Annotated in this window: 21 protein-coding genes, 1 pseudogene and 1 riboswitch; of the genes and pseudogenes, 12 read left to right on the forward strand and 10 right to left on the reverse strand. The window is 60.5% G+C overall.

The features are described 5' to 3' along the window. Positions 1 to 16: 16 nt before the first annotated feature. Positions 17 to 1,072: an erythrose-4-phosphate dehydrogenase gene (gene epd, locus AACY42_RS05605; protein WP_339477468.1), complete on the reverse strand. Its 1,056-nt coding sequence runs from the start codon at positions 1,070 to 1,072 to the stop codon at positions 17 to 19. Positions 1,073 to 1,270: 198 nt separating this feature from the next. Continuing rightward, positions 1,271 to 3,268 carry a transketolase gene (gene tkt / locus AACY42_RS05610; RefSeq protein WP_339477470.1) on the reverse strand — a complete coding sequence of 666 codons (1,998 nt, stop codon included), beginning with the start codon at positions 3,266 to 3,268 and terminating at the stop codon, positions 1,271 to 1,273. 271 nt (positions 3,269 to 3,539) lie between these two features. On the opposite strand from tkt, the gene AACY42_RS05615 reads away from it, so the two are divergent. Further along, a complete protein-coding gene (locus tag AACY42_RS05615; protein ID WP_339477472.1) occupies positions 3,540 to 4,535 on the forward strand; it encodes an ArsR/SmtB family transcription factor in 996 nt (331 codons plus the stop codon). 19 nt (positions 4,536 to 4,554) lie between these two features. Beyond that, complete coding sequence (gene metK / locus AACY42_RS05620) at positions 4,555 to 5,745, forward strand: methionine adenosyltransferase (RefSeq protein ID WP_003177547.1); 1,191 nt, start codon at positions 4,555 to 4,557, stop codon at positions 5,743 to 5,745. Positions 5,746 to 5,979: 234 nt separating this feature from the next. On the opposite strand, the gene AACY42_RS05625 is transcribed toward metK, so the two are convergent. Beyond that, a complete protein-coding gene (locus AACY42_RS05625; protein ID WP_339477476.1) occupies positions 5,980 to 6,600 on the reverse strand; it encodes a LysE family translocator in 621 nt (206 codons plus the stop codon). 206 nt (positions 6,601 to 6,806) lie between these two features. On the opposite strand from AACY42_RS05625, the gene ligB reads away from it, so the two are divergent. Together ligB and AACY42_RS05635 are read left to right on the forward strand one after the other, a co-directional pair. Then, positions 6,807 to 8,480, forward strand: a complete 1,674-nt coding sequence (gene ligB / locus AACY42_RS05630; protein ID WP_339477478.1) for an NAD-dependent DNA ligase LigB — start codon at positions 6,807 to 6,809, stop codon at positions 8,478 to 8,480. Between the two features lie 90 nt (positions 8,481 to 8,570). After that, the gene (locus tag AACY42_RS05635; RefSeq protein ID WP_339477480.1) at positions 8,571 to 8,966 is read left to right on the forward strand and encodes a DUF1090 domain-containing protein; all 396 of its coding nucleotides are present in this window, start codon (positions 8,571 to 8,573) and stop codon (positions 8,964 to 8,966) included. A gap of 79 nt (positions 8,967 to 9,045) precedes the next feature. On the opposite strand, the gene AACY42_RS05640 is transcribed toward AACY42_RS05635, so the two are convergent. Next, a complete protein-coding gene (locus AACY42_RS05640) occupies positions 9,046 to 9,495 on the reverse strand; it encodes a c-type cytochrome (protein ID WP_339477482.1) in 450 nt (149 codons plus the stop codon). A 125-nt stretch (positions 9,496 to 9,620) separates the two neighbouring features. Between AACY42_RS05640 and mltA the strand changes: the two genes are divergently transcribed. After that, positions 9,621 to 10,808 carry a murein transglycosylase A gene (gene mltA, locus AACY42_RS05645; protein ID WP_339477485.1) on the forward strand — a complete coding sequence of 396 codons (1,188 nt, stop codon included), beginning with the start codon at positions 9,621 to 9,623 and terminating at the stop codon, positions 10,806 to 10,808. A gap of 81 nt (positions 10,809 to 10,889) precedes the next feature. Here the strand turns inward: mltA and AACY42_RS05650 are convergent, their stop codons facing one another. Together AACY42_RS05650 and AACY42_RS05655 are read right to left on the reverse strand one after the other, a co-directional pair. Then, on the reverse strand, positions 10,890 to 11,273 hold the full coding sequence (locus tag AACY42_RS05650; RefSeq protein WP_058544201.1) for an MAPEG family protein: 384 nt from the start codon (positions 11,271 to 11,273) through the stop codon (positions 10,890 to 10,892). Between the two features lie 51 nt (positions 11,274 to 11,324). Next, positions 11,325 to 12,158, reverse strand: coding sequence for an EamA family transporter (locus tag AACY42_RS05655; protein ID WP_339477490.1), 834 nt, complete (start codon positions 12,156 to 12,158; stop codon positions 11,325 to 11,327). Positions 12,159 to 12,368: 210 nt separating this feature from the next. Here AACY42_RS05655 and AACY42_RS05660 point away from each other — a divergent pair, with 210 nt between their 5' ends. Next, entirely contained in the window at positions 12,369 to 13,529 is a 1,161-nt protein-coding gene (locus AACY42_RS05660; protein WP_339477493.1) for an MFS transporter, read from the forward strand. Between the two features lie 238 nt (positions 13,530 to 13,767). Then, the gene (locus AACY42_RS05665) at positions 13,768 to 15,723 is read left to right on the forward strand and encodes a patatin-like phospholipase family protein (protein ID WP_339477496.1); all 1,956 of its coding nucleotides are present in this window, start codon (positions 13,768 to 13,770) and stop codon (positions 15,721 to 15,723) included. A gap of 4 nt (positions 15,724 to 15,727) precedes the next feature. Here the strand turns inward: AACY42_RS05665 and AACY42_RS05670 are convergent, their stop codons facing one another. Both AACY42_RS05670 and AACY42_RS05675 read right to left on the reverse strand, forming a co-directional pair. Then, positions 15,728 to 16,609: a formate/nitrite transporter family protein gene (locus AACY42_RS05670; protein WP_018605039.1), complete on the reverse strand. Its 882-nt coding sequence runs from the start codon at positions 16,607 to 16,609 to the stop codon at positions 15,728 to 15,730. Between the two features lie 117 nt (positions 16,610 to 16,726). Further along, entirely contained in the window at positions 16,727 to 17,128 is a 402-nt protein-coding gene (locus AACY42_RS05675) for an acyl-CoA thioesterase (protein ID WP_018605038.1), read from the reverse strand. A gap of 192 nt (positions 17,129 to 17,320) precedes the next feature. Next, positions 17,321 to 17,428, forward strand: a riboswitch (S-adenosyl-L-homocysteine riboswitch). A gap of 23 nt (positions 17,429 to 17,451) precedes the next feature. Between AACY42_RS05675 and ahcY the strand changes: the two genes are divergently transcribed. The 5 genes and pseudogenes from ahcY to AACY42_RS05700 all read left to right on the forward strand — a co-directional run bounded on the left by ahcY (position 17,452) and on the right by AACY42_RS05700 (position 24,016). Beyond that, positions 17,452 to 18,861 carry an adenosylhomocysteinase gene (ahcY, locus tag AACY42_RS05680; protein ID WP_339477502.1) on the forward strand — a complete coding sequence of 470 codons (1,410 nt, stop codon included), beginning with the start codon at positions 17,452 to 17,454 and terminating at the stop codon, positions 18,859 to 18,861. A gap of 183 nt (positions 18,862 to 19,044) precedes the next feature. Further along, a complete protein-coding gene (gene metF / locus AACY42_RS05685) occupies positions 19,045 to 19,890 on the forward strand; it encodes a methylenetetrahydrofolate reductase [NAD(P)H] (protein WP_339477505.1) in 846 nt (281 codons plus the stop codon). An 83-nt stretch (positions 19,891 to 19,973) separates the two neighbouring features. Further along, entirely contained in the window at positions 19,974 to 21,071 is a 1,098-nt protein-coding gene (locus tag AACY42_RS05690; protein WP_339477507.1) for a hypothetical protein, read from the forward strand. 33 nt (positions 21,072 to 21,104) lie between these two features. Further along, positions 21,105 to 21,886 (forward strand): annotated as a pseudogene (locus AACY42_RS05695) (substrate-binding periplasmic protein). A 261-nt stretch (positions 21,887 to 22,147) separates the two neighbouring features. Continuing rightward, positions 22,148 to 24,016, forward strand: a complete 1,869-nt coding sequence (locus tag AACY42_RS05700; RefSeq protein WP_339477509.1) for a DEAD/DEAH box helicase — start codon at positions 22,148 to 22,150, stop codon at positions 24,014 to 24,016. 246 nt (positions 24,017 to 24,262) lie between these two features. Here AACY42_RS05700 and AACY42_RS05705 read toward each other — a convergent pair whose 3' ends face one another. Continuing rightward, a complete protein-coding gene (locus tag AACY42_RS05705) occupies positions 24,263 to 24,859 on the reverse strand; it encodes a YceI family protein (RefSeq protein ID WP_058544210.1) in 597 nt (198 codons plus the stop codon). A 32-nt stretch (positions 24,860 to 24,891) separates the two neighbouring features. Beyond that, positions 24,892 to 25,443: a cytochrome b gene (locus AACY42_RS05710; RefSeq protein WP_339477512.1), complete on the reverse strand. Its 552-nt coding sequence runs from the start codon at positions 25,441 to 25,443 to the stop codon at positions 24,892 to 24,894. Positions 25,444 to 25,859 lie beyond the last annotated feature (416 nt).

A 25,859-nucleotide genomic window follows, 5' to 3' on the forward strand; every position in this document is an offset into this window, starting at 1 on the left:
ATTCCTGGGTAACTGTTTAGAGAGCAGGTTTTTTAGAAGCGGTTTGCAGGTAATGCTCGGCAACGTCCAGCATTCGGTTGGCAAACCCCCATTCGTTGTCGAACCAGGCCAGGATGTTCACAAGCCGAGGCCCGGAAACACGGGTCTGGCTGGCATCGACGATGGCCGAATGTGGGTCATGGTTAAAATCACAACTGGCATGAGGTAACTCGGTGTAGGCCAGAAGGCCTTTGAGCGGACCGCTGGTGGCGGCTTCGCGCAGGATCCGGTTGACCTCGGTGGCGTCGGTATCGCTTACGGTCTGCATCGTAATGTCGAGGCAGGACACGTTGACCGTCGGCACCCGCACGGCTTTGGCCTGAATTCGCCCCGCAAGTTCCGGCAGCAGCCGTTCAATGCCGCGGGCCAGACCAGTGGACACTGGAATCACCGACTGGAACGCCGAACGGGTGCGGCGCAAGTCCTCATGGTGGTAGGCGTCGATCACCGGCTGGTCGTTCATCGCCGAGTGGATGGTGGTGATCGACACGTATTCCAGGCCAATGGCCTGGTCCAGCAGGCGCAACAGCGGCACGCCGCAGTTGGTGGTGCAGGACGCGTTGGACACAAGCCGTTCTTTGCCGGTCAGGCAATCCTGGTTCACACCGTAGACGATGGTGGCGTCGACATCCGCTTCACTGGCCATCGGCTGGGAAAACAGCACCCGCGGCGCGCCGGCAGCGAGAAAACGTTGGCCGTCTTCGCGGGTGTGATAGGCACCGGAACACTCGAGCACCAGATCGACATCCAGCGAAGCCCAATCGATGCCTTCGGGGGTGGCGCTGCGCAAGACTTTCACGCAGTCGCCATTAATATGCAGACAATCGCCTTCAGCCCGGACTTCGCCGGGGAACCGGCCGTGGGTGGAGTCAAAGCGTGTCAGGTATTCGATACTGGCCATGTCGGCCAGATCATTGATCGCCACAATCTCGAAACCGGCCTTGGCCCCTCGCTCGAACAACGCACGCAAGACGCAACGACCTATCCGGCCGTAGCCGTTGAGTGCAACTTTGTAGCGACGCGGTTGGGGCATGGGGGTTCTCAATACTCGCGGGAAACGAATTCGCGCTAACTACACAAATCCCTGTAGGAGCTGACGAGTGAAACGAGGCTGCGATCTTTCCCCTGACACTTGAATCTCAAGCAAAAGATCAAGATCAAAGGATCGCAACCTCGTTTCACTCATCAGCGCCTACAGGAAGCGCGGTGGTCTGGACCACCGCGTCGTGTCTTAGTCTTCCAGCAGCTCTTCAGCCTGACCCAGGATGTTTTCCAGGGTGAAGCCGAATTCCTCGAACAGCGCCGGCGCAGGCGCCGATTCGCCGTAGGTGGTCATGCCGATCACGCGGCCTTCCAGGCCCACGTACTTGTACCAGTAATCGGCATGGGCCGCCTCGATGGCGATCCGCGCACTGACCTGCAGCGGCAACACCGCTTGCTTGTAGCCGGCATCCTGGGCGTCGAACACGCTGGTGCAAGGCATGGACACTACGCGCACGTTGCGGCCCTGCTCGGTCAGCTTGTCGTAGGCCTGGACGGCCAGGCCGACTTCGGAGCCGGTGGCGATCAGGATCAGTTCAGGCTCGCCGATGCAGTCCTTGAGCACGTAGCCGCCGCGAACGATATCACCGATCTGGTCGGCATCGCGGTTCTGGTGCTGCAGGTTCTGACGGGAGAAGATCAGCGCCGATGGACCGTCGTTACGCTCAATGGCGTGTTTCCACGCCACTGCCGATTCCACGGCATCGCATGGGCGCCAGGTGTCCAGGTTCGGCGTGCAACGCAGGCTCGCCAACTGCTCGATCGGCTGGTGCGTCGGACCGTCTTCGCCAAGGCCGATGGAGTCGTGGGTGAACACGTAAAGCACGCGTTTTTTCATCAGCGCCGACATGCGCACGGCGTTGCGGGCGTATTCCATGAACATCAGGAAGGTCGCGCCGTAAGGCACCAGGCCGCCATGCAGGGCCACGCCGTTCATGATCGCGCTCATGCCGAACTCGCGAACGCCGTAGTACATGTAGTTGCCGCTGGCGTCTTCGGCACTGACACCTTTGCAGCCTTTCCACAGGGTCAGGTTGGAACCGGCCAGGTCGGCCGAACCGCCCAGCAGTTCCGGCAACAATGGGCCGAAGGCGTTCAGGGTGTTCTGGCTGGCCTTGCGGCTGGCGATGGTTTCGCCCTTGGCAGCGACTTCAGCGATGTACGCCGAGGCTTTTGCGGCGAAGTCGGCCGGCAGCTCGCCGCTGAGGCGACGCACCAGCTCGTTTGCCAGCTCAGGGAATTCGGCGGAATACGCCGCGAAACGCTGGTCCCATTCAGCTTCGAACGCACGACCTTTTTCCTTGGCATCCCACTCGGCGTAAATGTCGGCCGGGACTTCGAACGGGCCATGGTCCCACTTCAGCGCAGCGCGGGTCAGGGCGATTTCCTCGGCACCCAGTGGGGCGCCGTGGCAGTCTTCCTTGCCTTGCTTGTTCGGCGAGCCGAAACCGATGGTGGTCTTGCAGCAGATCAGGGTCGGCTGGGCGCTTTTGCGGGCGGTCTCGATGGCGGTCTTGATCTCTTCAGGATCGTGGCCGTCGACGTTGCGGATCACCAGCCAGTTGTACGCTTCGAAGCGCTTGGGGGTGTCGTCGGTGAACCAGCCTTCTACTTCGCCATCGATGGAGATGCCGTTGTCGTCATAGAAGGCGATCAGCTTGTCCAGGCCCAGGGTGCCGGCCAGGGAGGCGACTTCATGGGAAATGCCTTCCATCATGCAGCCATCACCCAGGAATACGTAGGTGTGGTGATCGACGACGTTATGGCCGGGGCGGTTGAATTGCGCCGCCAGGACTTTTTCTGCCAGTGCAAAACCCACGGCGTTGGCCAAGCCCTGGCCCAATGGACCGGTGGTGGTTTCCACGCCTGGGGTGTAACCGTATTCCGGGTGGCCCGGGGTGCGGCTGTGCATCTGGCGGAAGTTTTTCAGGTCATCGATCGACAGGTCGTAGCCGGTCAGGTGCAGCAACGAGTAGATCAACATCGAACCGTGGCCGTTGGACAGCACGAAGCGGTCACGGTCGGCGAACGATGGGTTGCTCGGGCTGTGCTTGAGGTAATCGCGCCAAAGCACCTCGGCGATATCCGCCATACCCATGGGGGCACCTGGGTGGCCGCTGTTGGCTTTCTGCACGGCATCCATGCTAAGGGCACGAATGGCATTGGCACGCTCACGACGGCTGGGCATCGCTGTTCTCCTGCGGGTATTGAATCGAGAATGAATAAAACGAAACTGAAAAAGGCGAGCATTTTCCCTCACCCACCCACCCCGGGGCAATGACAGATAGTCATCCGTGGGTGTTTTTCCGGTGGATAAAGTCGCATTCGCCAGGTGAAACCTTTCTGCTGATGGTTTGTAGAGTCAAGCACGGGCTGAGAAGTGCCATTCATCCACCAATATCAAAACTTTTTGATATTGAACTTGCAGGGTTCCAGCCCCCTCACTAGACTGCCCCACTATGAACTTACCCGTGCCTTCCATTCGCCATGACGACTGCGATGAGCTGGCGGCCCTTTGCAAGGCCGGCGGCGATCCGCTGCGGCTCAATGTATTGCGCGCCCTGGCCAACGACTCGTTCGGCGTGCTGGAGCTGGCGCAGATCTTCGGCATCGGCCAGTCCGGCATGAGCCACCACCTCAAGGTCCTGGCCCAGGCCGATCTGGTGGCGACCCGCCGGGAAGGCAACGCCATCTTCTATCGCCGCGCCCTGCCCCACACCGACCTGCTGGGTGGCAAGCTGCACGCGGCGCTGCTGGACGAGGTGGATGCGCTGAACCTGCCGGTCGACGTGCAGGCCCGTATTGCCCAGGTACACGGACAACGGGCCGCCGCCAGCCAGGACTTCTTCGCACGGGTCGCCGAGAAATTTCGCGCCCAGCAAGACCTGATCGCCGGACTGCCGCAATACCGCGAAAGCGTCGTGGCGCTGCTCGACAAACTGAGTTTCGAACCCACCGCCACGGCGATCGAAGTCGGCCCAGGCGATGGCGCCTTTCTGCCAGAACTGGCGCGACGCTTCAGCCAGGTGACGGCGCTGGACAACAGCCCGGCCATGCTCGAATTGGCGCGTCAGGTGTGCGAACGCGAAGCTTTGGCTAACGTCAGCCTGCAACTGGCCGATGCACTGGATGGCATGAGCCAGCAGGCCGACTGCGTGGTATTGAACATGGTGCTGCATCATTTCGCCGCTCCGGCCGATGCACTCCGGCACATGGCCGGCCTGCTGCAACCGGGCGGCAGCCTGCTGGTGACGGAGTTATGCAGCCACAACCAGAGCTGGGCCAGGGAGGCCTGCGGCGATCTCTGGCTCGGATTTGAACAGGACGACCTGGCCCGCTGGGCCACCGCTGCGGGCCTCGTGCCCGGGGAAAGCCTTTATGTAGGCTTACGTAATGGTTTCCAGATCCAGGTTCGCCACTTTCAGCGGCCCACTGGCGACACTCACAAACGGTAACTTGTAGGAAAACATCGAGATGAGCGAATACTCCCTTTTCACCTCCGAGTCCGTGTCTGAAGGGCATCCGGACAAAATCGCCGACCAGATTTCTGATGCGGTGCTGGACGCCATCATTGCTGAAGACAAGTTCGCCCGCGTGGCGTGCGAGACTCTGGTGAAAACGGGCGTGGCGATCATCGCCGGCGAAGTCACCACGTCGGCCTGGGTCGACCTGGAACAGATCGTCCGGGACGTCATTCTGGGCATTGGCTACAACAGTTCCGACGTCGGCTTCGATGGCGCGACCTGTGGCGTGATGAACATCATTGGCAAGCAGTCCCCCGACATCAACCAAGGCGTTGACCGGGCCAAGCCTGAAGACCAGGGCGCCGGTGACCAGGGCCTGATGTTCGGCTACGCCAGCAACGAAACCGACGTGCTGATGCCGGCCCCGATCACCTTCTCGCACCAGTTGGTTCAACGCCAGGCCGAGGCCCGTAAATCCGGCCTGCTGCCTTGGCTGCGCCCGGACGCCAAGTCCCAGGTGACTTGCCGGTACGAAGGCGGCAAGGTGGTGGGTATCGATGCCGTCGTCCTGTCGACCCAGCACAACCCCGATGTGTCCTACAAAGACCTGCGCGAAGGCGTAATGGAACTGATCGTCAAGCACGTGCTGCCTGCCGAGTTGCTGTCCAAGGACACCCAGTTCCACATCAACCCGACCGGCCAGTTCATCATCGGCGGCCCGGTGGGCGACTGCGGCCTGACCGGTCGCAAGATCATCGTCGACAGCTACGGCGGCATGGCCCGTCACGGCGGCGGCGCGTTCTCCGGCAAGGACCCATCGAAGGTTGACCGTTCGGCGGCCTACGCCGGTCGTTATGTCGCCAAGAACATCGTCGCCGCCGGCCTGGCCGAGCGCTGCGAGATCCAGGTGTCCTACGCCATTGGCGTGGCCCAGCCTACGTCGATCTCGCTGAACACCTTCGGCACCGGCAAGATCGGCGATGACAAGATCATCAACCTGGTCCGTGAAGTGTTCGACCTGCGTCCATACGCCATCACCACCATGCTCGACCTGCTGCACCCGATGTACCAGGACACTGCCGCCTATGGCCACTTCGGCCGTACACCGCAGACCAAGACCGTGGGTGATGATACCTTCACCACCTTCACCTGGGAAAAAACCGACCGCGCCGACGCCCTGCGCGCCGCTGCCGGCCTGTAATACCCGAGTGTAAAGAAAAAGCCCCTGGCGACTGAGTCGCCAGGGGCTTTTTCATGCCTTTGTGTTTTCATACCGTTGTGGCGAGGGAGCGCGCTCCCGCTGGAGCTGCCGAAGACTGCGATCTTTTGATCTTTCGCTTGAGACTCAAGTGTCCGGAGAAAGATCGCAGCCTCGTTGCACTCGACAGCCCCTACAACGCAACCCAGCGGACGCCACAAAGGCTTAGCGCAATGTTCAGGTCCGTCGTGCCACCAGCAAAAACGAAGCCGCACTGGCGAGCAGCCCCGCACACATCCGATTGAACAGGCGCTTGCCACTAGGCCGGGCGAACAGCCGTCGCGCGTAAATGCCCATGTAGCAATACAGGCCGATGGCGATGCACTCCAGTGCCAGGAACAAAGCGCCCAGCACGGCGAATTGTTGGGTGACGGTGCCTGTACGGTCGACGAATTGCGGCAGGAACGCGGTAAACAACAGGATCGCCTTCGGATTGCCGATCGCCACCATGAATTCCTGCCGCGCCAGGCCGGCCCGTCTCATCGATGCGACCGCGGCCTCGCTGCCGGCCTCGGGCTGGGCCCGCCACAATTGCACGGCCAAATAGAACAGGTAGCCGGCACCGACGAGCTTGATCACCAGGAATAACAACTCCGAGGTGTGCAGCACGGCAGTGAGCCCCGCAGCTGCCAGGGCGATCATGATCGCAAACGCCAGCAACCGACCGATGCCGCCGCTGCACGCCCGGACGAAGCCATAACGCGAGGCGTTACTGATGGACAGCAGATTGTTCGGCCCCGGCGCCATGTTCAGCGCAAAGCAGGCCGGAATGAAAACAGCGAGCGTCGACAGTTCCATCGGGAGGATTCCAGGCAGCGGCGAATCGAAAGCCCATTCTGCGCCGGCCGCTGACGAGGGCAAGACACAGTTGCGCGGCTAAATCACCTCGCACTGTACCGCCGCGAGTTTGCCACCAGGCCCCGCAAAATCCGGTAACGCTCCAGGCCTCGCAACTTCCACGACGGTGGCTAGCCTTCAGTTCTCAACCCAGCAAGGATGCTTCAATGCCAGCGTTTTTGTATGCACTCGCCTGTCTTGTCTTCATTGCCACTCCTGCGATCGCCGCGCCCTGTCCCGACTGGCCCACTGAACGCGCCCGGGCCGAGATCGCCGCGCTGCAACAGCAAATCGACACTTGGGACGACAGTTATCACCGCCTCGGCCAATCGCTGGTGGCCGACGAACTGTATGATCAATCCCGAACAGCGTTGGGCCAATGGCGCCAGTGTTTTAACCTCCCGGCGGCCGACGATCCCCTGCGCTCAGCGGGCGGAAAAGTGCCACACCCCGTGGTCCATACCGGCCTGGAAAAGCTGAAGGACACCAACGCCGTGGGCGCCTGGCTGCACGGTCGGGAGGACGTCTGGGTCCAGCCGAAAGTCGACGGTGTGGCGGTCACCCTGGTCTATCGCAAGGGTCGCCTGCATCAGGCAATCAGCCGCGGCGATGGCGTCCAAGGGCATGACTGGACCACAAATGCGCGCAAAATCGGCGCCATCCCGCAGCAACTGCACCAGCCCGTAGACCTGGTCGTACAGGGCGAGTTGTACTGGCGCCTGGAGGCCCATGTCCAAGCCGGCAGCGGCAGCGTGAACGCCCGCGGGACCATTGCAGGCTTGATGGCGCGCAGCAATTTGACGGTGCACGATGGGGTGTATATCGGCCTGTTTGTCTGGGACTGGCCGGAAGGGCCGGACACCCTGCCCGAGCGAATGGCTGCGCTGAGTGAGTTGGGCTTCGCTGACACCCTCGCCTATAACCAGCCTGTCCGGACATTGGCCGATGCCGAGCAGTGGCGCGATCACTGGTACCGCACGCCGCTGCCATTCGCCAGCGACGGGATCGTCCTGCGCCAGAGCCGCCGCCCACCCGCCGACCGCTGGCAGGCCAGGGCGCCGTTCTGGAGCGTGGCCTGGAAATACCCGTATGCCCAGGCGCTGGCCGAAGTGCGCAAGGTTCACTTCAAGGTCGGTCGTACCGGACGCATCACGCCCGTATTGGAGCTTGAACGTATCCGGCTCGACGACCGGTGGATTCGTCGGGTAAGTGTCAGCTCCCTCAAGCGTTGGGAGGAGATGGACATTCGCCCCGGCGACCGGGTCGCTATCAGCCTGGCCGGGCTGACCATCCCGCGGCTCGACAGCGTCGTGCTGCGCAGCCTCGAGCGGCAAGACCTCAACGCCCCTGCGGCAGCCGATTATCACTTCTTGAGCTGCTGGCAGCCGACACCCGGCTGTGAAAGCCAATTCCTCGCACGACTGAGCTGGCTCAGCGGCAAACAAGGGCTCGCCCTGCCCCACGTCGGCCCCGGCACCTGGGAAAAGCTGCTGGCCGCCGGACGAGTCGACGGATTGCTGGATTGGATGACCCTCGATGCCGCCGAGCTTGCTAACATTGCCGGCTTCGGCGAACACAGCAGCGCCCGCCTGCTCGCCAGCCTGCACAGCGCCCGGCAACGCCCTTTCGGCCAGTGGCTCAAGGCCCTTGGCCTGCCGCCCGCCGGCGAGGCCCGGCTGGAGGGGCCGTGGCAGGTACTGGCCGAGCGCAACACCGAACAATGGCAAGCCGAGGCCGGCATCGGACCGGGACGCGCCGCGCAACTGAGCGCATTTTTTCGCGACCCGCAGGTACTGGCGTTGAGTGACGTATTACGCACTGCCGGGGTCGACGGTTTTTAATTCGGGCCCTGCGCGGTTGAACCCAAGGGGCAAGCAGGTGTTCCAACAGCGCATCTGTACCGACCGCTCGCGATTTTTTACGGAGTTGCTATGAATATCCTGTCCCCCGTTGCCCTGCTGGTCTTATGCAGTGCCATGGCCGCCCCCTTGATGGCGAACGAGCCCCCCACGGAACTCACCGGTTGCGCGGCCAAGCGCCAGGGCATCATCAACCAGATCGAACTGGCCAAGTCCCGTGGCAACCAGGACCAGCAGGCAGGCCTGGAAACCGCGTTGGACGAAGTCACCAGCCATTGCACCGATGCGTCCTTGCGCAAGACGCGTGAAAACAAGGTGCTCGATGCCAAGCACGACGTCAGCCGGCGTCAGGCCGACCTGGAAAAGGCCATGAAGAAAGGCGACGCCGAGCGGATCAACAAACGCAAGGACAAGCTGGCAACCTCGCGCAAGGAACTCCAGGAAGCGCTGGATGAGCTGGACAAGTGAACATTAAGATCCCAGGCGCCTACAGGTTGAACGCGATTCACTGTAAGCGCTGGCGAAGCCTGCGATCTTTCAAGACATGTCAATGATCCCGAAACTCCTTATGACAGGCACTGCACGCATCCTCGACCTTTTGCACCGCCGGCCCCAAATAACTGGCCTTATAGGGTTGGACGTTGCTGGCGGTCACCAACTCACCGGTGGCGGCTTCAAGGTGGCGGGCCAGTTCCTGAAAGCGCGCCTGCTTTTGCCAGACTTCATCCCGGGCGCTGGTGTGGTCTTGCTCGCGCACTTGCGGGAAGTGTTTCCACGGCTCATGGGAGAGTTGATCCAATTGCGCCGCACCTTCGGCAAATCGTGCGCCATCGAACGAGACTCGCCCACGCAACATGCCACCCAACTCTTCGTTGGTCTTGAGCATCTGCTTGAAGATCGCCTTGCGCTGGCCAAGGGGAGAATTGGGATCGACACCGCCACAGGCGGATAACATCAGGCAGGCCAGTATGGCCATGGACAATCGTTTTGCAAACATCTTGGCCTCAGGGCAGGAAACGGCAGTTAGTATCCTCGGGTCATCGGTAAAGACCAATGGCCCTATCAACAATATGGGTTGTTCGAGCGCTTGACAGCGTCCGAATGACTGCAAAGGAAATCTTCATGAACAGCCGCATCAAGACCTGGCACAAAGGCTTGGCATTGACCCTACCGCTGATCGCACTGTTGGCCGGTTGTAATCGCGGCGACAAGGTCGAAGAACCTCAGCCCCATGCCCTCGCCACCTATGTCAGCGCACCGTGGGAGGCATTACCGTCGGTGTCCGATGCAGACCTGCTGGCCGGTTTCGGTTCCTGGCGCAGTGCCTGCAACCGGCTCAAGGCTGATGCAACCTGGGGTCCGACCTGCGCGGCAGCGGCCAATGTGCCGCAAACCGCACAGGATGTACGCATTTTTCTGAAACAGAACCTCGACGTCTATGGCCTGCGCTCAGGGGACAACAGCCCCAACGGCCTGATTACCGGCTACTACGAGCCGGTCTACCCCGGCAGCCTCACCCAGACCGCTACGGCGAATATCCCGGTCTACGGTGTGCCGGAGGACATGATCATTGTGTCGCTGGACAGTATTTACCCTGAGCTCAAGGGCAAACGCCTGCGTGGCCGCCTCGAAGGCCGGGTGCTCAAGCCATACGACGACGCGACCACCATCGAAACCAACGGGGTGAAGGCGCCGGTCATCGCCTGGCTGACCGACCCCATGAACCTGCAATTCCTGCAAATCCAGGGTTCGGGACGCATTCGACTCGCCGATGGCCGCCAACTGCGCATTGGTTATGCCGACCAGAACGGCCACCCTTACCGCCCCATCGGGCGCTGGCTGGCTGAACAGGGCGAGCTGAAGAAAGAAGACGTGACCATGGGTACCATCAGTGCCTGGGCCAAGGCCAACCCGAACCGTATTCCCGAATTGCTGGGCAGCAACCCCAGCTACGTGTTCTTCAACCGTAACCCCGACAGTAACGAAGGCCCGCGAGGCTCGCTGAATGTACCGCTGACCGCCGGCTACAGCGTAGCAGTGGACCGCAAGGTGATTCCGCTGGGCAGTCTGCTCTGGCTATCCACCTCGCGCCCCGACGGCAGCACCTTGAATCGGCCCGTCGCCGCCCAGGACACTGGCGGTGCAATCACCGGCGAAGTACGGGCGGACCTGTTCTGGGGCACGGGCGAGGCGGCCGGACAACTGGCCGGGGACATGAAGCAACAGGGGCGGATCTGGATGCTCTGGCCCAAAGGCATGGCGCTGCCTCAAGTGCCGCAGGTGGCAAATGCGGTTACCGCCAATCCCTGAAAAATCTGGTGATGGTCCCGGCCCCATCGCGAGCCTGCTCGCGATGGGGTCAGCACAGACACCGGGGTTCAAGAACCAGGCTCAGACCGAAACAAAGAAGAAACTCAAGACCAACCCAGCCCCCACGAACCACACCAGCGAACGCAGGATCGCCCAGTCCGCCAGATAGCAAATGATGTAGAGCAGGCGACTGGTGATAAACAGCACCGCCAGCACATTGATGGTCACCAGCTCGGCATTGCCGGCCAGATGCGCGACGATCACGGCGGCGGCAAAAAACGGGCTGATTTCGAAACTGTTCAGTTGCGCAGCGTATGCCCGCCGGGGGGCGCCTTCGAGTGTGTCCAGAAAATCCCGAGGGTCGTTGTTATCTGCCAGCCTGTATCTTCCACCGATCTTGGCAATGGCGATGCACAGGTAAGGCAGGATAAAGGCAATCAAAATACACCACAGGGCAACCGTCATTGACGCAGTTCCTTCTTTGAGTTTTATAGAAAATCGCAAGTCCAGCGCCGGTCAGAACTTCATCACCAGCATGCCAACCACCACCAGCCCGCAGGCTAAGAGCCGCGGCAAGCCGAAAGGTTCTTTCAAGTAACGCATACCGAACAACACCACCAGGATCACGCTGACTTCCCGCAGTGCCGCCGCTTCGGCGATCGAGCCCAGTTGCATGGCCCATAGCACCAGAGCGTAGCTGAACAATACACAGAATCCGACCGCCACCCCTAACCGCCACTGCTCACGCCAGAACCTCATGAACGCCGGCCGCTTGCTCACCAGCGCGAGCAATGGGAACGGCCAGGCGCTGAGCAGCGTGACCCAGGCCAGGTAATCCAATGGATGGGACCAACGCCGCAGAGCGTGGCCGTCGATAAAGGTGTAGCAACCAATGCACAGGCCGATCAGCGCCACCACCGGCAGCATCGACCAGGGCAGCCGCTCGCCACCACCGCCCTGCCACAACAGGCAAAGCATGCCGAACGGGATCAGCAAAATACCGATGACCTGCTGGGGCGTCAGCGTTTCACCGGCAAACATAAAGGTCAGGGCCAACACCACCAACGGCGACAGGCCGCGCATCAGCGGATAGACCAGCCCCAGATCACCGACCCGATAAGCCTGGATCAGCAAATAGCGATACAACAGCTCGAATGCCGCCGACGCCAGGATCCACGGCCAGATATCCAAAGGCGGCAAGGCCACAAAGCCCAATGTCAACGCGACGAACAGCAAGGCGACGCTGTCCATGCACGCCACCACCAGCAAACGCTCGCCACTGAACTTGATCAGCGTATTCCATGCTGCATGCAACAGCGCCGCTACCAACACCAAGGCCGTCGCAAGCACGGTACGCTCCTTCTTTTGTCCCACCGGCTCCTACGATCAGCAGGGCTCATGAATTGATTCGCGATCGTTTATACTGCAACCGACCACGCCGCATTCAGTTGCGCATACACCTATTCCAATAATCTCGCTGTTGCCCCGCTCACTCGAATGGGGGCGCCGGCATGCGTATGCCTGATCAGAGCGTCAAGACTACAGACAGAGACCTTGCGCATGCCACTCGCCTTACTTGCTTTGGCCGTCGCCGCTTTCGGCATCGGCACGACTGAATTCGTCATCATGGGCCTGTTGCCCGATGTCGCCGACGACCTGGCCGTAAGCATCCCCCAGGCCGGGCTACTGATCACCGGCTACGCCCTGGGCGTGGTATTCGGCGCGCCGATCCTGGCGATTGGCACCGCCAACATGCCGCGCAAGGCCACGCTGCTGGGCATGACCCTGATGTTCATCCTGGGCAATGTGCTCTGCGCCCTGGCGCCGAACTACGCCACGCTGATGGCCGCCCGGGTCATTACTGCGCTGTGCCACGGAGCGTTCTTTGGCATCGGCTCGGTGGTGGCGGCCGGGTTGGTGGCGCCGAACAAACGGGCCCAGGCGATTGCCATGATGTTCACTGGCCTGACCCTGGCAAACGTGCTGGGCGTGCCGTTGGGCACGGCATTGGGGCAATACGCCGGCTGGCGCTCGACGTTCTGGGCGGTATCGGTCATCGGCGTGATCGCCGCCATCGCCCAATGGGTCTGGCTGCCCAAGGAAATCCCTATGGAGAGGGCCAACCTGGCCAGCGAATTCAAGGTACTGGGCAAGGTCAACGTGTTGCTGGCCCTGGGCATGAGCGTGCTGGCCTCCACCAGTTTGTTCAGCGTGTTCACCTACATCGCGCCGATCCTGCAGGACATCACCGGTGTCAGCCCTCACGGCATCACCGGCATGCTGCTGCTGTTCGGTGTCGGCCTGACGGCGGGCAGTTTCCTCGGTGGGCGCCTGGCCGACCAGCGCCTCCTGCCTTCGCTAGTAGGGATGGCCGTGGCCGTGGTGCTGGTGTTGGCCGCGTTCAGCCAGACCAGTCGGTCGTTGATTCCGGCGGCGATCACCCTGGTGCTGTGGGGCATCTTCGCCTTCGCCCTGTGCCCGATCCTGCAATTGCTGATCATCGACCAAGCCCACGAAGCCCCCAATCTTGGCTCCACACTCAACCAGAGCGCATTCAACCTGGGCAATGCAGCCGGGGCCTGGATGGGTGGGTTGGTGGTGGCCAGCGGTGCCGACCTGGCGGATCTCCCATGGACCGGAGCAGCGGTCGGCAGCCTCACGGTATTGACCGCCTTGTTCTTCATTCATCGACAACGACGCTGGGCGGCAGTCGCTGTTTGAGGCCTGGGAAATCGGCCCTGCCCGTGAGCGAATGGGCGGAACTTTCAGTAGGACTTTCCCCCCGTCCGCGCGGGTTGTTTTACCCCTCTTCCAGAAGCCTTGTTCCAGAGCGCTTTCGTTGAAAGCCACCGGGTGCAGTTTACAGCCGGCGGATGTTTGTCCAATTGAGTCGCAACGCAATAAGGCGGCAGATTTTGCTTAGAGTTCGGCCTCCCACGGGTACATGGAACGAACCAGAATGCTAACCCCCATCTCGCAATCTCCCCATCCTCGCTCTGTCGAGGACACAGCCCAGAGCGCAAAACGAGCGAATCCTGGAAATGACGGCCTATTGGTCAACCGCGCGACAGACCGGGCGATCTCCATCGATCGACATGGCGATGGTAGCGTCGACGTCACCCTGAATCGGCCGCCCATCACCAACCTGGTCCTCAGTGGCGGTGGCGCCAAGGGAGTGGCCTATTCCGGGCTCATCAAAACCCTCGAAGCCAACGGCCTCATGGACAATATCAGAACGATTTCAGGCTCTTCTGCAGGGGCCATATCGGCCGCGGTACTCGCCAGCGGCATGAGTCACGTGCGTTTCGACCAGATTCTTGACGATATTCCCCTCACGTCCTTGCTCGACAGCACCAACGTTATCGTTAAAGCACTCCAGAATGTCTCGTCGAAGCTGGGCGAAAAACTGAAAAACGTTCCGCTGGCGCAATTGCTGTGTGATCTGTTGCCGCGCCTGGGTTCCAAGGGGATACCGCTGGAGAATTTGATCCGGGAGGAATCCTACAAGGCGCTTCTACAACACTGCAAAGATCACCCGGAACCTCTTTCCAAAAAAGCGCAACAAGCCGTTGCCGATGTGAGACGGAACGAATACGTCACCTTCGCTGACCTGGCCGTCCTGAGCAAAGAAATCCCACAGATCAAGACTGTGGAAATCACCGGCACCGCCATGTTGGAGCAAGACACGCAATTGCTGGTGTTCAGCGAGAAGACCACGCCTGACATGGACATTGCCGTGGCGGCGCTTATCTCCGCGTCGCTGCCGGTGGTGTTCAGCAAGCTGACCCAGCAAGGACTACCCTTCCAACAGAATGATGAGAAACACACTGAAACCACGGCGTTTGCCGATGGCGGCATCCTGAACAACACACCGGTACCTGACATCTATAATCCGGCGATCTCCATGAGCCCGATCCCGGACAGAGGGTCTTTGATCCTGATATTCGAGGCGGAAGAATCGAACCAGGAAAACCAGCGAGGCACGGGCATCACGGCCCTGATCGACAAATTTCTCAATGCACCCCATACGGCCAGCGCTGTATGGAATGCCGAACAACTGAAGCGCTTTGCCGACCAGACCGTCGTCGTGCCGCTGAAATCCAATAAAGGTGATTACCGCGGCCTGTTGAGCGGGACAGTCAACTTCAGCATGCCCAAGGAGATCAAGGATCATCTCCAGGAAGAACTGCGCAAGAAAGTCCAAACCCATCTGGACGAGCACAACGCCACTCGACAAACCTTTTGGTTTGACTCAATCGAGGATGCGCTGTTGGCGTTAGGTGTCAAGGAATTCGAGCAACTGAGCATAGAACTGGAAGACGACGAAACCTGCGCCGAGGCGATCACCTTCAGGCACCACGCACAACGGGCGTTGACGCAATTGAAGGAAGCGATCCAAGAGGCCGACAAGGCATCCACCAAACTTGAACCCACCCCACCGATGCACATGGCCATCGGGACCCTCGATCAGCTTGCGGACCAGTCCGGCAGGCTGGAATGGCTGGCAAAACGCCTCAATCACGGCAATGACCCGGACTTCATGCAGTTCCTCCAGGTCGCCGCCGAGTGGGACAGAGGCGCGCCGAATGCAACTTCCGAGGTGACCGGCCACGCCGTCGAGAAAATGCACCTGCAGGACATTGCCACCCGTATATCTAACGTCGTGCAACATGTGCTGAATCCCGCATGCTTTCTCGGCGGCCAACCCGACGCGAACATCAAGTTGATAAAAGGAGTCATCCGGGACCTGCTGGAACTGCAAGATCCAAAAGCATCCAAAAATTCGCTGGAGCAGAAGATCGCGTTCAACAATTCACTTGAACGGGTTATCGCGAATTACAGGTCGCGCTACACCGGGATGCTTGATCCAAAGTCAACAACCCTCAAGATCTTGCGTAACATGCTATTCAAATAACCGCCTACTCCGAGTCAATGCGCTGCGCAGGCTTATCTGGGCGCTTATCTTTGGGCAGGCCCACTTCACTGCGGATCTGCGCATGGCTGATCAAAGCGAAGATAAAGCTCCCGCCAACGATATTGCCCGCCAACGTCGGCCCGGCAAACACCATCCAGAAATCCTCCCAGGACAACTGGCCGGCAAACACCAGGTAGGACACTTCGGCCGAACCGACGACGATGTGGGTGAAATCCCCAAGCGCCATGAGGTAGGTGATCAGAATGATGATCCACATCTTGGCGCTTTCCATGGACGGGATCATCCAGACCATGGTGGCGATCATCCAGCCGGAAATGATGCCCTTGGCGAACATCTGGCCGGTGTCGTTCTCCATGACCTTGCGGCCGATTTCCAGGAAAGCCTGGTCGGTGCGCTGATCGAAGATCGGCAAGTGCAACATCACGTAGGCCACCAGCAAGGTGCCGCACAGGTTGCCCACCAGCACCACGCCCCAGAGCCGCAACAGCCGGCCGAAGTTACCCAACGTGGGTTTGCTCATGATCGGTAGCACGGCGGTCAGGGTGTTTTCGGTGAACAGTTGCTGGCGGGCCAGGATCACCGCGAGAAAGCCGGCGCAGTAACCGAAACTGGCGATCACCTTGAAGCCTTCGTGGTCCGGCAGCCGGGAGTTGAGCAACCCCATCGCCATCAGCGACAGGCCCATGGTCAACCCCGCCGCCAGGGCCGACCACCAGAGCGCGGCGATACTGCGCTCCAGCTCCTGATTGCCCTGGGTGCGGATGATTTCGTGCAGCACCGCAGCTCGCGGTGGCTGGTTGCGGTCGACTTCGTGCTGTTCCTGAGCCGAAAGGTCAGGGGTCTTGCCTTCTTCATGAGTGTCCATACAGCTCCTGAACCGGTGGCGCGATGTACCTACGACACGCGGCGATCAGCGCTGTTCAGTGGCAACCTGGACATACATGTGGGAGCGAGCTTGCTCGCGATGGCAGCACCGCCGATCTCACTCGACCACATCGTCCTTGAACTGATCCTTGACGTATGTGATCTCGGTCCGCCCATGAGGCGCGGGCAAGCCATCTTCGCCAAGGTTGACGAAGACCATCTTCTCCACGGTCAGGATGCTCTTGCGGGTGATTTTGTTGCGCACCTCGCAGGTCAGGGTGATGGAAGTACGGCCAAACTCGGTGGCGGTGATGCCCAGTTCGATGATGTCACCCTGGCGCGAAGCGCTGACGAAATTGATTTCCGAGATGTATTTGGTGACCACGCGCTGGTTGCCGAGCTGGACGATGGCATAGATCGCCGCCTCCTCGTCGATCCAGCGCAACAGGCTGCCGCCGAACAGCGTGCCGTTGGGGTTGAGGTCTTCGGGCTTGACCCATTTGCGGGTGTGGAAATTCATGATCACTCCTGAGTGTCTGGCCGTTGGATTGCTGCATCATGGCAGACCGCACGGCCAGGCTCTACGTCGTGGGCCCTATGACGGTCATCGGCAATTTCGATTTGCCGACAGAAACCCTTTTGGAAGATCCAATTAGCCCGTTATAATCGCCACCGTTTTACCTCGGTCCACGCTTTGGACCGTTCCCGCCACCTGTCCGAGGGGCGCTGCAGCAGGCTCGACCTGTCAGGCTCGGATGGGGCGTTGTTTGTACGGGGGCTCCCCGCACGGACACTAAACGCACAACGGCGCCCATTCGCATACATTACGAATGGAGACTCTTCATGAGCGCTGTTATCACGCCTGCCGATTTTACCGACTACAAAGTCGCCGACATGTCCCTGGCTGCCTGGGGCCGTCGCGAAATCATCATCGCCGAATCCGAAATGCCAGCCCTGATGGGCCTGCGCCGCAAGTACTCTGGCGAACAGCCATTGAAGGGCGCAAAAATCCTCGGCTGCATCCACATGACCATCCAGACCGCCGTGCTGATCGAAACCCTGGTTGCCCTGGGTGCCGAAGTGCGCTGGTCGTCCTGCAACATCTTCTCGACCCAGGACCAGGCCGCTGCCGCCATCGCCGCCGCCGGTATCCCGGTATTCGCCTGGAAAGGCGAGACCGAGCAAGAGTACGAGTGGTGCCTGGAGCAGACCATCCTCAAGGATGGCCAGCCGTGGGACACCAACATGATCCTCGACGACGGCGGCGACCTGACCGAGCTGCTGCACAAGAAGTACGCAACCGTGCTGGAAAACGTCCACGGTGTGACCGAGGAAACCACCACTGGCGTGCACCGCCTGCTGGACATGCTGGCCAAGGGCGAACTGAAGATCCCGGCCATCAACGTCAACGACTCGGTGACCAAGAGCAAGAACGACAACAAGTACGGCTGCCGTCATAGCCTCAACGACGCCATCAAGCGCGGCACCGACCACCTGTTGTCGGGCAAGCAGGCTCTGGTGATCGGCTACGGCGACGTGGGCAAGGGTTCGGCCCAGTCCCTGCGTCAGGAAGGCATGATCGTCAAGGTGTCCGAAGTCGACCCGATCTGCGCCATGCAGGCTTGCATGGACGGTTTCGAACTGGTTTCGCCGTTCATCGACGGGATCAACGACGGCACCGAAGCGAGCATCGACAAGGCGCTGCTGGGCAAGATCGACCTGATCGTGACCACCACCGGCAACGTCAATGTCTGCGACGCCAACATGCTCAAGGCCCTGAAAAAGCGCGCCGTGGTCTGCAACATCGGCCACTTCGACAATGAAATCGACACCGCTTTCATGCGCAAGAACTGGGCATGGGAAGAAGTGAAGCCGCAGGTCCACAAGGTGCACCGCACCGGCACTGGCAACTTCGACCCACAGAACGACGACTACCTGATCCTGCTGGCTGAAGGCCGCCTGGTTAACCTGGGTAACGCCACCGGCCACCCAAGCCGCATCATGGACGGCTCGTTCGCCAACCAGGTCCTGGCCCAGATATTCCTGTTCGGCCAGAAATACGCCGACCTGTCGCCGGCCCAGAAAGCCGAGCGCCTGACCGTGGAAGTACTGCCCAAGAAACTCGACGAAGAAGTGGCCCTGGAAATGGTCCGCGGTTTCGGCGGCGTGGTCACCCAACTGACCAAGCAACAGGCTGACTACATCGGCGTCGCCGTCGAAGGCCCGTTCAAGCCGCACGCTTACCGCTACTGATCGGCGCTGCTCCCCTGTGGGAGCGGGCTCTTTTGTGGGAGCGAGCTTGCTCGCGATGCAGACACCTCGATTCAGCTGTCAGACCGAGGCGATGCCAATCGCGAGCAAGCTCGCCCCCACACAAGCCCGCCTCTCAAGGCTTGTGCAGGCCTCTCCGGCTTACGAGTTTCCAAGGATATGACCATGTCCCAAGACCGTCGCTACAGCTTCGAGTTCTTCCCGACGAAGACCGATGCTGGGCATGAAAAACTGATCGCCACTGCCCGTCAGCTGGCCAGCTACAACCCCGACTTCTTCTCCTGCACCTACGGCGCCGGCGGTTCGACCCGTGACCGTACCCTGAACACCGTGTTGCAGCTCGAAAGCGAAGTCAAAATCTCGGCTGCCCCTCACCTGTCCTGCGTGGGCGACAGCAAGGACGACCTGCGCAATCTGCTGACCCAGTACAAGGCCGCAGGCATCAAGCGCGTCGTTGCCCTGCGTGGCGACCTGCCCTCGGGCATGGGCATGGCCAGCGGCGAGCTGCGCCACGCCAATGACCTGGTTGAGTTCATTCGCGAAGAAACTGGCGAGCACTTCCATATCGAAGTCGCGGCATACCCGGAAATGCACCCCCAGGCGCGCAATTTCGAAGACGACCTGCGCAACTTCGTCCGCAAGGCCAACGCTGGCGCCAACAGCGCGATCACCCAGTACTTCTTCAACGCCGACAGTTATTTCTACTTCGTCGAGCGCATACGCAAGTTGGGCGTCGACATTCCTGTGGTGCCGGGAATCATGCCGATCACCAACTACAGCAAGCTGGCGCGCTTCTCCGACGCGTGCGGTGCAGAAATCCCACGCTGGATCCGCAAGCAACTGGAAGCCTACGGCGACGACTCCTCCAGCATCCAAAGCTTTGGCGAGGAAGTTATCACGCAAATGTGTGAGCGTTTGTTACAAGGCGGAGCACCGGGGCTGCATTTCTATACCCTTAACCAGGCCGAACCCAGCCTCGCGGTATGGAACAACCTCAAGCTGCCGCGCTGAGTGACTTGATGCGGTGGTACGAAGAGGCCTTGGCGAAAACCAAGGCCTTTTTTTAAGCAAAGATATCCGGAGGATTGCAGTAGATGCCTAATGGTCACAGGTTAACGACCCCACAACTCATTTACCTGGTCTACGGGGCCGAAACCTATCACCAGGAAGCGTTGTTCAGCATCGCCAGCGCGTTGGCAGGCCTACGCAAGACGCCAGACGATGCATTGGATATCCAGGTGTTCACCGACAATCCCGTGCCGTATGAAGGATTGCCGGTGCGTGTGCGCCCGTTGGACAACGAGACCCGCAAGGCCTGGATCGAACCCCACGGTTATCACTTCCGTGCCAAGCATATGGTGATGCAGAAAGTCCTTGAAGAAGCCGAAGTGGCGTTGCTGATCGACACCGACACTTTTTTCCATTGCTCACCGCTCGAACTGTTTCGCCGCGTCCAGCCTGGCACATTGCTGTGCAATGCCTTCGGCCTGACCTATGGCGCCAACAAGGACGCCGGGCTTTACCTGACACTGGCCGACGCACTGCGCCAACGGCAGTTGGCAGACGATGACATGCCCTTGTTGAACTCGGGGGTCATCGGCCTCAACTGCGTCGATGCCTCAGTACTGGATCGCTCGATCGCCCTGATGGATGAGCTGTATCCATTGGCACAGGGCGCCTACACATTGGAAGAGTTCTGCCTTTCGGTGGCGGCCTATCGCTCGGTGCAGGTGCGCGAATGTCCGGACCTGATCCATCATTACTGGAGCCGCAAGCAACTATTCCGCGCCAAGATCAAAGCCTGGCTCGACAAACACCGAGCCGCACCGGTTTGCCAACTGGCCTTGGATGAAACCGGGCAAGTCACCGCCATCCTGCCCCGCCCACCGACCTTTCAGCGCCTGACCTACAAGTTCATCACCCTGGCGCTGCCCAGCCATAAACGCCAGTTCATGCGCGAGATTCTCTACGGCTGCTACCGCCACACCAACCAGTTCGATCAAGCCTGCGCCCCGGCCTGGTGGGAAAAGGCCTTGGAGAACGTCGAAGACCGCCGGAAGAAACCATTGCAAGACCATGAGCTCAAACGCTGGCTCAATCATCCACTGATTCGCCTGGTACTGGGTGAGCGCCGCGAAGCCATCTACGAGCACCTGATGCAGGCCACTAGGACGCAGTCCAGAGGGCTCTAGCTATTTGATGAGCTCTCGTCGTAACCTCAGACCATGCCCGTCATTGTCCAGCTGCTGACCGCCCTTCTTCTCTTGTGCCTGAGCATGGTTGCCCAGGCCGAGAAGTTGCGCATTGTCACCGAACCCTGGGCTCCGTATGTCTACGAAGAGAACGGCAAGATGCTAGGCCTGGACTACGAAACCACGGCCATTGTGTTCAAGCGCCTGGGCATCGACGTGGAATGGCAGTTCCTGCCGTGGAAGCGTTGCCTGGTGATGCTGGAGCAGGGGTTGGCAGACGGTGCGCTGGACATTTTCCACAGCAATGAGCGCGACAACCTGCTGCTCTACCCCAGCGAACCGCTGTCGGACGTCGAGTTCGTGATGTTCTATGCCAATGCCCGACCTCATCCGTTTCGCACCCTCGATGACTTGGGCGGCCTGACCATCGGCACATCACCCGGCTATCTCTACAGCCAGGCCTTCAGTGCGTCGACGCTGTTCACCCGGGAAACGGCGCCAACCCACGAAGCCAATTTCGGCAAATTGCAACTGGGACGCATCGACCTGCTGATCACCGACCGCAGGGTGGGCCGACATGTGCTTGAACAAATGCAGTTGGGCGACCAGATCACCGAAAACCCGATGGTCGTGAGCCGTCAGAGCCAATACCTGGCGGTGCGGCGCAACGCCGGGATGGATTTGCTGGTGCAGCGCTTCAGTGCCGAACTCAAACGATTCAAGCGCGAACCGGCCTATGCCGAACTGAGCGCCCGCTACGGCGCCGACCCGACGGCCAAGGTCACCTCGCCCGGCCAGGGTCAACGTTGAAATAAACCGTTGAGCAGCAGGAAAGCGGCGCACGGCGTTTGCTCTGTTATACTCCGGCCTTCCCGCCAGGCTCACGCCCGGACGCCCGGCCTTGCAAAAGGCATCCCGACACCGCTACAGCGCCGCCTACGGCCCGCGCGAGCCTTGTCCGGACCCGCCTTCGAGGCCCGGCAGGACCGGACGGGATGACGTCTTCTTGTTGAACGTCATTCGCGCCAGGCAAGACTATCCCATTGGGCCAGGCCCTCACTAAAACAGGATTACTCATGTCCTTTGCTTCCCTCGGTCTCTCCGAGGCTTTAGTCGGCGCCATCGAAGCCGCCGGCTATACCCAGCCTACCCCGGTGCAACAGCGGGCCATTCCCGCCGTGTTGCAAGGTCGCGACCTGATGGTCGCGGCGCAGACAGGTACTGGTAAAACCGGCGGTTTCGCCCTTCCGATCCTGGAGCGGTTGTTCCCCAACGGTCACCCAGACAAATCCCAGCGTCATGGCCCGCGCCAACCGCGCGTACTGGTCCTGACCCCAACCCGCGAACTGGCGGCCCAGGTCCACGAGAGCTTCAAGGTCTACGCTCGCGACCTGAAGTTCGTCAGCGCCTGCATTTTTGGCGGCGTGGGCATGAACCCCCAAGTCCAGGCCATGTCCCGTGGCGTCGATGTTCTGGTCGCCTGCCCCGGTCGCCTGCTGGACCTGGCCGGCCAGGGCAGCGTCGACTTGTCCCACGTGGAAATCCTCGTGCTGGACGAAGCCGACCGCATGCTCGACATGGGCTTTGTCCATGACGTGAAGAAAGTCCTCGCTCGACTGCCCGCCAAGCGTCAGAACCTGCTGTTTTCGGCGACGTTCTCCAAGGACATCACCGACCTGGCCGGCAAGCTGCTGCACAACCCGGAGCGCATCGAAGTCACGCCACCGAACACCACGGTCGAGCGCATCGAGCAACGCGTGTTCCGCCTGGCAGCCAGCCACAAGCGTGCCCTGCTGGCGCACCTGATTACCGCCGGTGCCTGGGAACAGGTCCTGGTGTTCACCCGCACCAAGCACGGCGCCAACCGCCTGGCCGAATACCTGGACAAGCACGGCCTGCCGGCTGTGGCAATCCACGGTAACAAGAGCCAGAACGCCCGCACCAAGGCCCTCGCCGACTTCAAGGCCGGCGAAGTGCGCATCCTGGTGGCCACCGACATCGCGGCCCGTGGCCTGGACATCGACCAGTTGCCTCACGTGGTCAACTTCGAACTGCCAAACGTCGATGAAGACTACGTGCACCGTATCGGTCGTACCGGCCGGGCCGGTCGTTCGGGCGAAGCGATCTCGCTGGTCGCACCGGACGAAGAAAAGCTGCTCAAAAGCATCGAGCGCATGACCAAGCAGAAAATTTCCGACGGCGACCTGATGGGCTTCGACGCCAGCACCATCGAGGCCGAGAAGCCTGAAGTGCGCGAACGTCCGGACGTGCGCAATCCGCGTAACGCCCGCGGCCCCCGCGGCGACGGGCCAAATGGCGGCGGTGGTGGCGGCGGCCGCAAAGACAAAGGCAAGGACAAGGGTAAGGAAAAATCGGCTAGCAACAACAATGCGCGCGGCGAACGCCCAGCCCGCGAGCAGAAGCCACGCGAAGGCACGCCAGCCCGTGAACAGCAGCGTCCAGCCCCACGCGCCGCAGCCGATCGTGCCCCGGACGAGTTCCTGGACGACGATATCGATAACTTCGGTAACCGCGTCGACTACGTGCCACAGCAGAAACCGGCCCAGGGTCGCGGTCGCCGTCCAGGTGCCCCGGCACAAGGCGCTGGTGCAGGTGCACCGCGTAGCGGCCAGCCACAAGGTCGCCAGAACGGTCCACGCAATAGCAATGGCTCGTCCACCGGCACGCCACCGGCCAAGCGCAGCGGCCCACGCAACGGCGCCCCGCGTGACGGCCAGGCCCGTCGCGACGACACCCGCCCGCGCCGTCCGGCCCGTGACGACCAGCCTCGTCAGGAACCCGCCGTGCAGAACCCGCGCAGCAACCAGCCGAAGATCATGCACAAGGAATCGAAAGCCGATCGCTTCCCGACGCCTGAACAGCTGGATCAACTGCCAAGCCGTCCACGGGGCGAAAAACCAGCGCTGCTGACCCGCAATCGCTGAGTTTTTCCAAGCCATACAAAATGCCCCAGGTCTCGCGACCTGGGGTATTTTTTTGGCCCAACACAATTCCAAATGTGGGAGCGAGCTTGCTCGCGATAGCGGTATATCAGTCAACATCGAAGTCGGCTGGCATGACGCCATCGCGAGCAAGCTCGCTCCCACAGGGTTCTCTGTATTGCCCGAATCCGCGTAATAAAAAACGCCCCTGATCGCAAGACCAGGGGCGTTTTTTGTCAGGCGCGAAGGTTACTTCGCTTTGACACCTTCAAACGAGATGTACAGCTCAACGGCGTCGGATTGCGGACCCAGGTCCATCATCTTGCCGAAGTCGGAGCGCTTGATGCTGGTGGTGCCCTCGAAGCCAGCACGGTAGCCGCCCCACGGGTCCTTGCCTTCGCCCAGGAACGTGGCCTTGACCACGATTGGCTTGGTCACGCCGTGCAGTGTCAGGTCACCCATCACATCTGCAGTGTCTTTACCATCAGCGTTCTTGCCGGTGGGCTTGACGCTGGTGGACACGAACTTGGCATCGGCAAACTTGCCTACGTCCAGGAAGTCCTTGCTGGCGATGTGCTTGTCGCGTTCGGCGTGGTTGGTGAACACGCTGGCGGTACGTACGTTGAACTCGATCTTGCTGGCTTCAGGCTTGGCGGCGTCAAAGCTGAACTTGCCGTCGATGTCCTTGAAGGTACCGGTAATGTAGCTATAGCCCAGGTGACTGATCTTGAAGTCGACAAAGGCGTGCTGGCCTTCCTTGTCGACGACGTAGTCAGCAGCCATGGCCTGGCCGGCCGACAGCAGGGCAGAACCGATTGCCAGGGCGGCGAGCGTCTTTTTCAACATGCTTTCTATTCCTTTGGAGTCGAGGTTGAACATCAGGCTTGGCGTCCCAGCATTCGCTTGAGGGTCGCGTCACGGTCGATAAAGTGGTGTTTCAATGCTGCCAAGGCATGAAGGCCGGAGAAAATGACCAACGCCCACGCCAGGTAGAGGTGAATCTGGCCGGCGACGTCTGCCTGATCGGGCAGTCCGGACACCAGCGCAGGAACTTCAAACAGACCAAACACCGGGATCCCGACACCGTCTGCGGTGGAAATCAGGTAACCGGCAATCATCACGGCGAACAACCCGAGATAGAGGGCGCTATGACCGAGCTTGGCGCTGATGCGGGTCAGCCGGCCATAGGTTGGCAGGGTCGGTGGCGGCGGGCTGACAACGCGCCAGATCACCCGCAGCAACATGGCCGCCAGCAGCACCAGGCCGATGCTCTTGTGCAGGTCCGGCGCGTCTTTGCGCCAGGCGCTGTAGTAATCCAGGCCGACCATCCACAGGCCCAAGGCGAACAGCCCGTACACCGCCAGAGCAACGCCCCAGTGCACAGCGATACTGACCCAGCCATAGCGAGAAGAAGAGTTGCGAAGCTGCATTGCTTATATCCTGTAAAAACTGCGCTCAAGACTAGCGAGTTATCTATCGATTTAAAGCGGAAAATTTCGCTTTGAAACATCGAGAAATACGATCATCAGTCTGGAAGGGGTGGGTTAAGGAAAGATTAAAGCGAAACGGTGAGTGATGGCGAGGGGGTTAGGCAGCCTTTAGGGGCCTGCATGGACCTCATCGCGAGCAGGCTCGCACACAGGAGACCGCGCAGAGGCTGTCACCGCCGTCCAACTATTTTTACCATGCAATATATATTGCCATTTCCACTTTTACCCTTGATCAAATAAGCGCTCAACAACTCATTGAACAAGGTGAACAAAATGGCTGTTCCTTATACCCCTTTCAAAGCTAGCGGTTCGCCGCAATTACCCCTAACCAGACGATCTCGCCGGGGCAATACCTA

The sequence above is a fragment of the Pseudomonas sp. RL_5y_Pfl2_73 genome, assembly GCF_963970515.1.
Lineage (GTDB): Bacteria > Pseudomonadota > Gammaproteobacteria > Pseudomonadales > Pseudomonadaceae > Aquipseudomonas.

Excerpts from the sequence above, each read along its gene's own strand:
- epd (WP_339477468.1), bottom strand. The coding sequence starts at position 1,072 with ATGCCCCAACCGCGTCGCTACAAAGTTGCACTCAACGGCTACGGCCGG.
- tkt (WP_339477470.1), bottom strand. The coding sequence starts at position 3,268 with ATGCCCAGCCGTCGTGAGCGTGCCAATGCCATTCGTGCCCTTAGCATG.
- AACY42_RS05615 (WP_339477472.1), top strand. The coding sequence starts at position 3,540 with ATGAACTTACCCGTGCCTTCCATTCGCCATGACGACTGCGATGAGCTG.
- metK (WP_003177547.1), top strand. The coding sequence starts at position 4,555 with ATGAGCGAATACTCCCTTTTCACCTCCGAGTCCGTGTCTGAAGGGCAT.
- AACY42_RS05625 (WP_339477476.1), bottom strand. The coding sequence starts at position 6,600 with ATGGAACTGTCGACGCTCGCTGTTTTCATTCCGGCCTGCTTTGCGCTG.
- ligB (WP_339477478.1), top strand. The coding sequence starts at position 6,807 with ATGCCAGCGTTTTTGTATGCACTCGCCTGTCTTGTCTTCATTGCCACT.
- AACY42_RS05635 (WP_339477480.1), top strand. The coding sequence starts at position 8,571 with ATGAATATCCTGTCCCCCGTTGCCCTGCTGGTCTTATGCAGTGCCATG.
- AACY42_RS05640 (WP_339477482.1), bottom strand. The coding sequence starts at position 9,495 with ATGTTTGCAAAACGATTGTCCATGGCCATACTGGCCTGCCTGATGTTA.
- mltA (WP_339477485.1), top strand. The coding sequence starts at position 9,621 with ATGAACAGCCGCATCAAGACCTGGCACAAAGGCTTGGCATTGACCCTA.
- AACY42_RS05650 (WP_058544201.1), bottom strand. The coding sequence starts at position 11,273 with ATGACGGTTGCCCTGTGGTGTATTTTGATTGCCTTTATCCTGCCTTAC.
- AACY42_RS05660 (WP_339477493.1), top strand. The coding sequence starts at position 12,369 with ATGCCACTCGCCTTACTTGCTTTGGCCGTCGCCGCTTTCGGCATCGGC.
- AACY42_RS05665 (WP_339477496.1), top strand. The coding sequence starts at position 13,768 with ATGCTAACCCCCATCTCGCAATCTCCCCATCCTCGCTCTGTCGAGGAC.
- AACY42_RS05670 (WP_018605039.1), bottom strand. The coding sequence starts at position 16,609 with ATGGACACTCATGAAGAAGGCAAGACCCCTGACCTTTCGGCTCAGGAA.
- AACY42_RS05675 (WP_018605038.1), bottom strand. The coding sequence starts at position 17,128 with ATGAATTTCCACACCCGCAAATGGGTCAAGCCCGAAGACCTCAACCCC.
- ahcY (WP_339477502.1), top strand. The coding sequence starts at position 17,452 with ATGAGCGCTGTTATCACGCCTGCCGATTTTACCGACTACAAAGTCGCC.
- metF (WP_339477505.1), top strand. The coding sequence starts at position 19,045 with ATGTCCCAAGACCGTCGCTACAGCTTCGAGTTCTTCCCGACGAAGACC.
- AACY42_RS05690 (WP_339477507.1), top strand. The coding sequence starts at position 19,974 with ATGCCTAATGGTCACAGGTTAACGACCCCACAACTCATTTACCTGGTC.
- AACY42_RS05700 (WP_339477509.1), top strand. The coding sequence starts at position 22,148 with ATGTCCTTTGCTTCCCTCGGTCTCTCCGAGGCTTTAGTCGGCGCCATC.
- AACY42_RS05705 (WP_058544210.1), bottom strand. The coding sequence starts at position 24,859 with ATGTTGAAAAAGACGCTCGCCGCCCTGGCAATCGGTTCTGCCCTGCTG.
- AACY42_RS05710 (WP_339477512.1), bottom strand. The coding sequence starts at position 25,443 with ATGCAGCTTCGCAACTCTTCTTCTCGCTATGGCTGGGTCAGTATCGCT.